Source organism: Pseudomonas sp. AGC41, from assembly GCF_057334555.1.
This window is the reverse complement of the sequence record NZ_JBHFJB010000096.1, coordinates 1-6,770: the sequence shown is the minus strand read 5'-3', so window position 1 is coordinate 6,770 and position 6,770 is coordinate 1. Positions and strand designations below refer to the sequence as shown.

At 63.1% G+C, this 6,770-nt stretch carries 5 protein-coding genes; all 5 read right to left on the bottom strand.

Annotated elements, in window-relative coordinates; all coding sequences use genetic code 11:
* Positions 1-39: 39 nt before the first annotated feature.
* The 5 genes from ACE04F_RS16980 to ACE04F_RS16960 all read right to left on the bottom strand — a co-directional run bounded on the left by ACE04F_RS16980 (position 40) and on the right by ACE04F_RS16960 (position 6,268).
* A complete protein-coding gene (locus tag ACE04F_RS16980) occupies positions 40-2,634 on the bottom strand; it encodes a TonB-dependent receptor (RefSeq protein ID WP_486108464.1) in 2,595 nt (864 codons plus the stop codon).
* 118 nt (positions 2,635-2,752) lie between these two features.
* Positions 2,753-3,715: a FecR family protein gene (locus tag ACE04F_RS16975; RefSeq protein WP_486108462.1), complete on the bottom strand. Its 963-nt coding sequence runs from the start codon at positions 3,713-3,715 to the stop codon at positions 2,753-2,755.
* A gap of 113 nt (positions 3,716-3,828) precedes the next feature.
* Complete coding sequence (locus ACE04F_RS16970) at positions 3,829-4,347, bottom strand: RNA polymerase sigma factor (RefSeq protein WP_486108460.1); 519 nt, start codon at positions 4,345-4,347, stop codon at positions 3,829-3,831.
* A gap of 74 nt (positions 4,348-4,421) precedes the next feature.
* On the bottom strand, positions 4,422-5,762 hold the full coding sequence (locus ACE04F_RS16965) for a sensor histidine kinase (protein ID WP_486108458.1): 1,341 nt from the start codon (positions 5,760-5,762) through the stop codon (positions 4,422-4,424).
* A gap of 68 nt (positions 5,763-5,830) precedes the next feature.
* Positions 5,831-6,268: a Spy/CpxP family protein refolding chaperone gene (locus ACE04F_RS16960; RefSeq protein ID WP_305499264.1), complete on the bottom strand. Its 438-nt coding sequence runs from the start codon at positions 6,266-6,268 to the stop codon at positions 5,831-5,833.
* Between the last annotated feature and the right edge of the window lie 502 nt (positions 6,269-6,770).

Below are 6,770 nucleotides of genomic sequence, written 5' to 3'. Positions count from 1 at the left end.
AAACCCCCCCGCCACAGGTAACTGTTGCCTGGAACCGGATCAGATATCCCAGATCAGGTTGACCGCGAAGTTGCGTCCCGGCGCCGTCAGGCGATCGAGATTGGCCGGGCTCAGCACCGCCGCTTCGCCGACGCTGTCGTAGCCGCGCACGTCATCCCACAGCCAGTACTTCTTGTCGGTGAGGTTGTAGAGGCCGCCGCTGACGGTGACGTCGTTAGTCACCTTGTAGTAGCCGCTCAGGTCGAGAATGCCGAAGCCCGGCGTCTTGAACTGGCCGCTGACGCCGTCGGGCGATTTGAAGTTGCTGTCGTCGACGCGGTTTTTCTTCTGGACCAGGGTCCAGCTGAGCAAGGTGCCGAACTGCTCCTGGTCGTAGCCCAGGCCGAACACGCCGGTAAGCGGGTTGATGCTGTTGAGCGGCTCGCCCGTGTCGTTGTTGCGGCCATACAGGTAGGCCACCGAGCCTTGGGTGTAGAGGCCTTTTGGCGCACCGAACACGTCCAGGTCCAGGCGTCCCTTGGCTTCGATGCCCTTGATGGTGGCGTGCTTGATGTTGTTGCTCTGGAAGGTCAACTGGTCGGCGCCGGGGGTGATGGCGTCTTCGTTGATGAAGTCGCGGTACTTGTTGTAGAACACCGCCACGTCGAACGATCTGGAGTCGAAACGACCGCGCAGGCCGGTTTCGTAGCTTTTGCTTTTTTCCGGTTCCAGGTCAGGATTGGGTTCCACGCTGTAGCCCACGCCGGCGTTATCGAAACGTCCGTACAAGGCCTTGGCGGTCGGGGTGCGGAACCCTTCGGCGTACTGGCCGTACCAGGTGTACTGGTCGGTCAGGGCATAGGTCAGGCCGAACTTCGGCGAGACGCGATGCCAGTTCTTGTCCTCGCCACTCACCGTGCCTCCGCTGGTGGGGTCCACGGTGCGCAGGAATTCCTCGGTCAGGCGTGGCTTGAGCCGGGTGTAGTCGTAGCGCAGCGCCGGCGTGAAGGTCCATTTGTCCCAGCTGATCTGGTCCTGGGCGAAAACGCTGTAGGTGTTGATGGTCGGGTCCGGGAAGTCGCTGGCTTTTGCCAATATGTCCCGGGTGCTGATGGCGCCAACGGCGGGGCAGCCCACGCCGACCGCCAGGCACACGCCGTTGCCGCTGCGTGAGCCGGTGACTTTCTGGTGCTTGAGCGTGGTGCCGTAGGTCAGTGTGTGATCGGTGTCGGCCACGCTGAATGACTTGTCTGCCTGCGCGTCGAAGACCCACTGTTTTTCTTCATAGAGCGTTTCACGGGTGCGCAACACCCGGCGGGTGATCGGGAAATAGAACTCGGCGGTGCGCTGGTCGGTCTTGGCGATCTGGTGGTTCAGGCTCCACTTGATGTTGTCAGCCAGCAGGCTGTCGAGGGCGAAGCGGTGCTCCAGGCCGAAACGCTCGCGGGTGATCGTGTCGTTGCCGGTGCGCCACTGGTACATGCCGCCGGGCAGGATGGAGCCGGGAATGGCCGGTTGGCCGTTGGCATAGGGCCCGCCGTAGGCACTTTTCAGGTCGACGTCGCGATCGTCCTTGTACTTCTCGTACACCAGGCTCAGGCGTGCCTCATCGCTGTAGTCCCAGCCGAGTTTGGCCAGCACGCTGTTGGCGCGCACGTCTTCCGGGTTGGCCGCGGTGCGGTCCAGGCCGGTGCCGTTGCTGCTGCCGTAGGACTCGGTCTCGTGGCCGTCGCGCTGGCTGTAATGCAACAGCCCGTCGAACGGCCCGCTGCGGCCAGCAAGGGTGGCGGATTTGAGCCAGCTCTCATCGACGGAGCTGTAGCCGGTCTTGAGACGCGCGCCGACGTCCTTGCCGGGCTTGATGATGTCGTCCGGATCGAGGGTGAAATAACTGACGACGCCACCGATCGCATTGCTGCCGTACAGCACCGAGGCCGGACCGCGGAGAATCTCCACGCGCTTGACGATTTCCGGGTCGACGTAGTTGCGTTGGGTCTTGGCGTACGGGCCGTTGAAGAAACCGCCGGGTATTTCCACGCCGTCGACCTGGGTCAGGATCCGGTTGCCATCGATGCCGCGGATGTTGTAACCGCTGATGCCGCCGCGCTGGCCCGCGCCGCCCACCGACACGCCGGGCTCGTAGCGCACCAGGTCCTTGATAGTGTTGACGTTATTGCGGTCCAGGGCCTGGCGATCATGGATCGAAACGGTACTCGGCACGCTGGCGATGTCCTGCTCCTGGCGGGTCGCGCTGATGGTTACCTGTTGCAGCTCCAGCGCGCTGCCGGCGCTGCGTTTTTCCAGGACGATGTTGTTATTGCCCAGTTTGCGGTAGCTCAGGTTGGTCCCCACCAACAGGCGTTCCAGGGCTTTTTCCGGCGGCAGCGAGCCGTTCACCCCCGGCGAGGCGATGCCTTCGGCCAGCTCTGCCGGCAGCCCCACCTGCCAGCCGGTGACGGCGGTAAATGCATTCAGTGCGGAAACCAGTGGTTGTCGGGCGATGCTGAAGGTGTAGTCGCCCATGTTGCGCGCTGGCGGTTGCTCGGCGGTGGCAGCCAGGGCGACCGGCGCGGTGCCGGCCGTCAGGATGGCGGCGGTCAGCAGTGACAGCGTGCAAGAGGGGGCAAGGAACCGGCAAGTAAAGCGAGAGGACATCGATAGCGCTCCGTGTCGCATCTGTTATAGGTGCAGATCGCATCGCAAGATGCGAATCAATTGCATTGGCTATAACGAGACGAACCAGCGGAAGCTATCGAGTAAAAATAATTCTCATTCAGTTCAGGATCACCAGCGCCGGGAATTCCTGGAGGCGGGCAGAGGTGATGTGGGCCAGGGAACGCACCACATCCAGCGGCTGGTCGAGGCGATAGTTGCCCGTCACGGCCACGCCGGCCAACCGCTCATTGTTGCTGATGATCCAGCCCGGGTAGTAGCGTCGCAACTCCGCCAGTACCTGGCCCAGCGGCCGATTCTCGAACACCAGCCGACCCTGGACCCAGGCCAGGTCCGTACCGGCATCGAGGCGTGCCGGGCGGTCGAAGCCGTTGGGACCGATGCGGATGCTTTCTCCTGCCGACAAGCGGACATGGGTGTCGTAGCGCGTCGCACGCAGGTCGACATCGCCACGCTGCACCTGGACCTGGGCGATGCCGTCCAGGTAACGCACGGCAAACGTGGTGTCGCTGACGCTGGCGGTGACCGGCCCGGCGTCGATCTCCAACGGCACATTACGACTGGCCGGCACCTCGAAAAAAGCTTCGCCCTTGTAGAGCCGGGCCACATGCCGCTGGTCGTCGAAGGAACTGGAAAACGCCGAGTCGGTATTCAGCAAAACCTTGGAACCGTCTTCCAGTTGCAGGCGCTGGCGCTCACCGACCACGGTCAGGTGATCGGCCTGGAATTGCAGGGGCAGGTCGCTGAAATTGAACAACCCGAGCAACAGCACGGCGGCGGTGGCCAGGGGTTTCCAATGGGCTCGAAGACGCGACAGCGCGGTGGCCTTGGGGCGTGCCTGGAGCTGCCGGGCGCTTTCGATGATCTGCGGGCCGTTCCAGATCGCCTGGGCTCTGGAGAACGCTTCGCCATGCCGCGGATCTGCCGCCAGCCAGGCCTGGAACTGTCGGGTCTGTTCCTCGCTGGGACTGTCGAGCAGGACCAGCCAGTCCAGCGCCTGGTCCATGGCGTGGGCGGTGTCCTGTGCCGCAGCGGCTTCAGGGGAGCGATGGTTGTCCGTCACGGCGGTTCCTCGGCAGTGTCTTTGCACGGCTGCTTGTAATCAGGCGACCAAGACTAGCAGGCTCGTCGGCCAACGCAATCGGCGTGGTTGTTGGCCGCCAGTGTCCTGCAGACTCAATCGGCGCCCAGGCGTTCGGCCACGCCCACGCAAATCGCCATGATCAATTTCAGTTCTTTCTGCACGGTGCTCAGCGACACGCCCAAGCGTTCGGCGATGTCGTGGTAACTATTGCCGTGCAGGCGGTTGAGGATGAAGATCTGCTGCTGGCGCGGGCTCAGCGACTGCAGGCTGAGGTTGAGTTTTTCGAGCAGTCGGCCGGCATGGGCGGCATCTTCGGCGCTGCTTTGCGGGGCGATGACGTTGTTCACCACATCTATCGGCACGTCGTCCAGCAGCGTGCGTGACTGGATGCGCCGCGCGCGTAAATGGTCGAGCGCCAGGTTGCGAGCGGTCTGGAAGACGAAGGGTTCGAGATGCTCGACCGTGCGCTCGTTCAGCGCGCGGGTGACGCGCAGGTAGGTTTCCTGAAGCAGGTCTTCGGCGGTGCTGGGGTTGTTGACCATGCGTTCGAGGGTACGCAGCAGCGGCATGCGCTGGGCGAGGAAAACCTGATGGAAGCGTGATTGGCTCACGATAGGGCTCGGTCCGGTTCAAGTAGATGATAATGCTTATCATCTACTTGAAAGGTCAAGCCTTGATTTGGTGCTTAAGGTTGCGCCACCGCGCCCGGCACCAGCGGCAATTCCAGGGTGGCGATGAATCCGCCGTCGGGGTGGTTCGCCAATCCAAGGGTTCCGCCATGCCGTTCCGCCGCACGGCGCGCGATCGCCAGACCGAGGCCATGCCCGGGGGCGGTCTGGCCGGGGGCGCGATAAAACGGTTCGCTCAACTGGCCCAGGTGTTCGGCCTCTACGCCGGGGCCGTGGTCGCGCACGCTGATCATTATGCGTTCCCCTTGGCGCGCGGCACGCATCTCGATGGGCTGCCCGGCAGGGTTGAAGCGCTGGGCGTTGCGCAGGAGATTGTCCAGCGCCCGCTCGATCATGGTCGGCCAGCCCTTGAGCGTCAGTTGCGGCTCGGCTTCCAGGCGCACGTGTTGCTCCGGTGAAGCCAGCTGGGCGTCTTTTTGCAGGTTCTCCAGCAAACCGTTGAGATCCACTTCCTCGGCGCTGGCGTTGTCAGCGTCGACCCGGGCCAACACCAGGATTTCGCTGATCAATGCTTCCAGGCGGTCACATTCGCGTGTCAGGCGCGGCCAGAGTTTTTCACGCTCGGCGGGGCTCGCCCGCTCCGCCAGCGCCAGGGCGATGCGCAGCCGGGCCAGGGGCGAGCGCAGTTCATGGGAAACATCACGGAGCAATTGGCGCTGGCTGGCGATCAGGCTTTGCAGGCGCGCACCCATGCGATTGAAATCGGTGGCCAGTACGCCGAATTCGTCCCGGCGGTTGGCCAGTTTGGCGAGGCTGTTCTGCTGGTACGTGGCTTGCCCCAGGTCATGCACCGCGCCGCGCAGGCGGCTCAACGGGCGGGTGATGGAGAGGGTCACCAACAGGCTGAACAAGGTCAGTACCACCAGCGCAATGGCCAGGGCACTGAGGGGCCAGAGCAGGCTGTCGCGGTGCCAGGCGTCCAGTTCGGGATGGGGGATGCGGTAGATGAACAGGTAGGTGTCACCGGTCTTGGCGCTGGTGAACTCGTCAGTCAAGCGCCGCCACGGGAGGCGTCGGTCATCGTTGTTCTGGCGTGCCTCGAAAGCCGCGGCGCGATGGGGAAAGGTGCCGCGCACCAGCGGGTCGCCGCTTTCGTTGAGCACCTGGACGTCGACGTGATATTTGCGCTTGCGCTGTTGCAGGATGTCCTGTGCGGCCTCTTCGCCCTGGCTTTCGTAGGATTGCGTCCATTCTTCGGCCAGGGTGTTGAGCCCAGGGTGGCGGCTGAGGATCCAGGCGTCCTGGTTCAGCATGTGGCCCATGAGGATCGAAAGCCCCGCGACCAGGGCGATGGCCAGCCAGAAACTGGCCAGGATGCGCCAGAACAGTGAACGCACGGATTTATCCTCGAAAACCAGGAAAGCCCAACGGCGGCATGCCGTTGGGCTGGGGGTGCTTCAGCGCATTATTGCGCTTTTTGCGGCTGTTGCGCTTTCCAGGCCTTGAATTCGGCCCACTCGGCCCGACGTTCGGCGCGTTTTTTCTGGATGGCGTCAAACTCTTTCTGCTGCTCGGGCTTCAGCAAGCCACGGATCTGGGCGTCGACTTTCTGGTGCCGTGCTTGCATTTCGTCCTGCATGGCTTTCTGGTCGGCTGGCGACAGCTTGGCCAGGTACTTGTCGACCAGTTCGCGTTGCTCATGGCGCTGTTCACCCATGATCCGGCGAATCTGCTCGCGTTGTTCGCGGGTCAGGTCCAGTTGGCTGTAGGGGCCTTTATCGTGCATCTGACCACCGTGACGTGGACCGTCCATCGGGCCCATCGGCCCCGGGCCTTCGGGCATGGCCATGGCCACGGTCGGCAGGGCGGCGGCGAACATCAGAGCGGTAAGGGTCTTGCGCATGGTGTCTCTCCTTGTCTCGTTCCCGGTCAGTTCCGGATGTGTGCAGATTACAAAGATCAAGGTCAGCGGCGGTCAGGGGTGGGTAAAGCTTGGGTAAAGACGGTTTGGCGAGGACCTGACAAATCTGCAGGCCCGAACACAAAGCCCTGTGATGGGGGTACTTGCTGTGGTGAGGGCGCTTTTGTGGCGAGGGAGTCCCCGCCGCGTCGCCGACGCTGCGCTGTCGCGCAGCAAACAAGTGTTCGGCTTAATATTGGGTGCGCGCGGGGACAGAGGCCGTAGCTATCACTGGTGTGTGCGCACCCGCGAGGGAGAGTGGCCGGCACGGTATCGGCGTGGAGTCGTTGTAGGCACAGCAAGCTGTGACCACGTATGAGAGAGTGAATCCGTTCGACACCGTGTGCCCCGCGCGCCGTTCAATCCTGCGAGGAATTGTCATGGCGCGCAAGAAGCAGCAGAAACGATTTGAAGTCGTTCACCCTCATTGTGCCGGTATCGATAT

Excerpts from the sequence above, each read along its gene's own strand:
- ACE04F_RS16960 (WP_305499264.1), bottom strand. The coding sequence starts at position 6,268 with ATGCGCAAGACCCTTACCGCTCTGATGTTCGCCGCCGCCCTGCCGACC.
- ACE04F_RS16980 (WP_486108464.1), bottom strand. The coding sequence starts at position 2,634 with ATGTCCTCTCGCTTTACTTGCCGGTTCCTTGCCCCCTCTTGCACGCTG.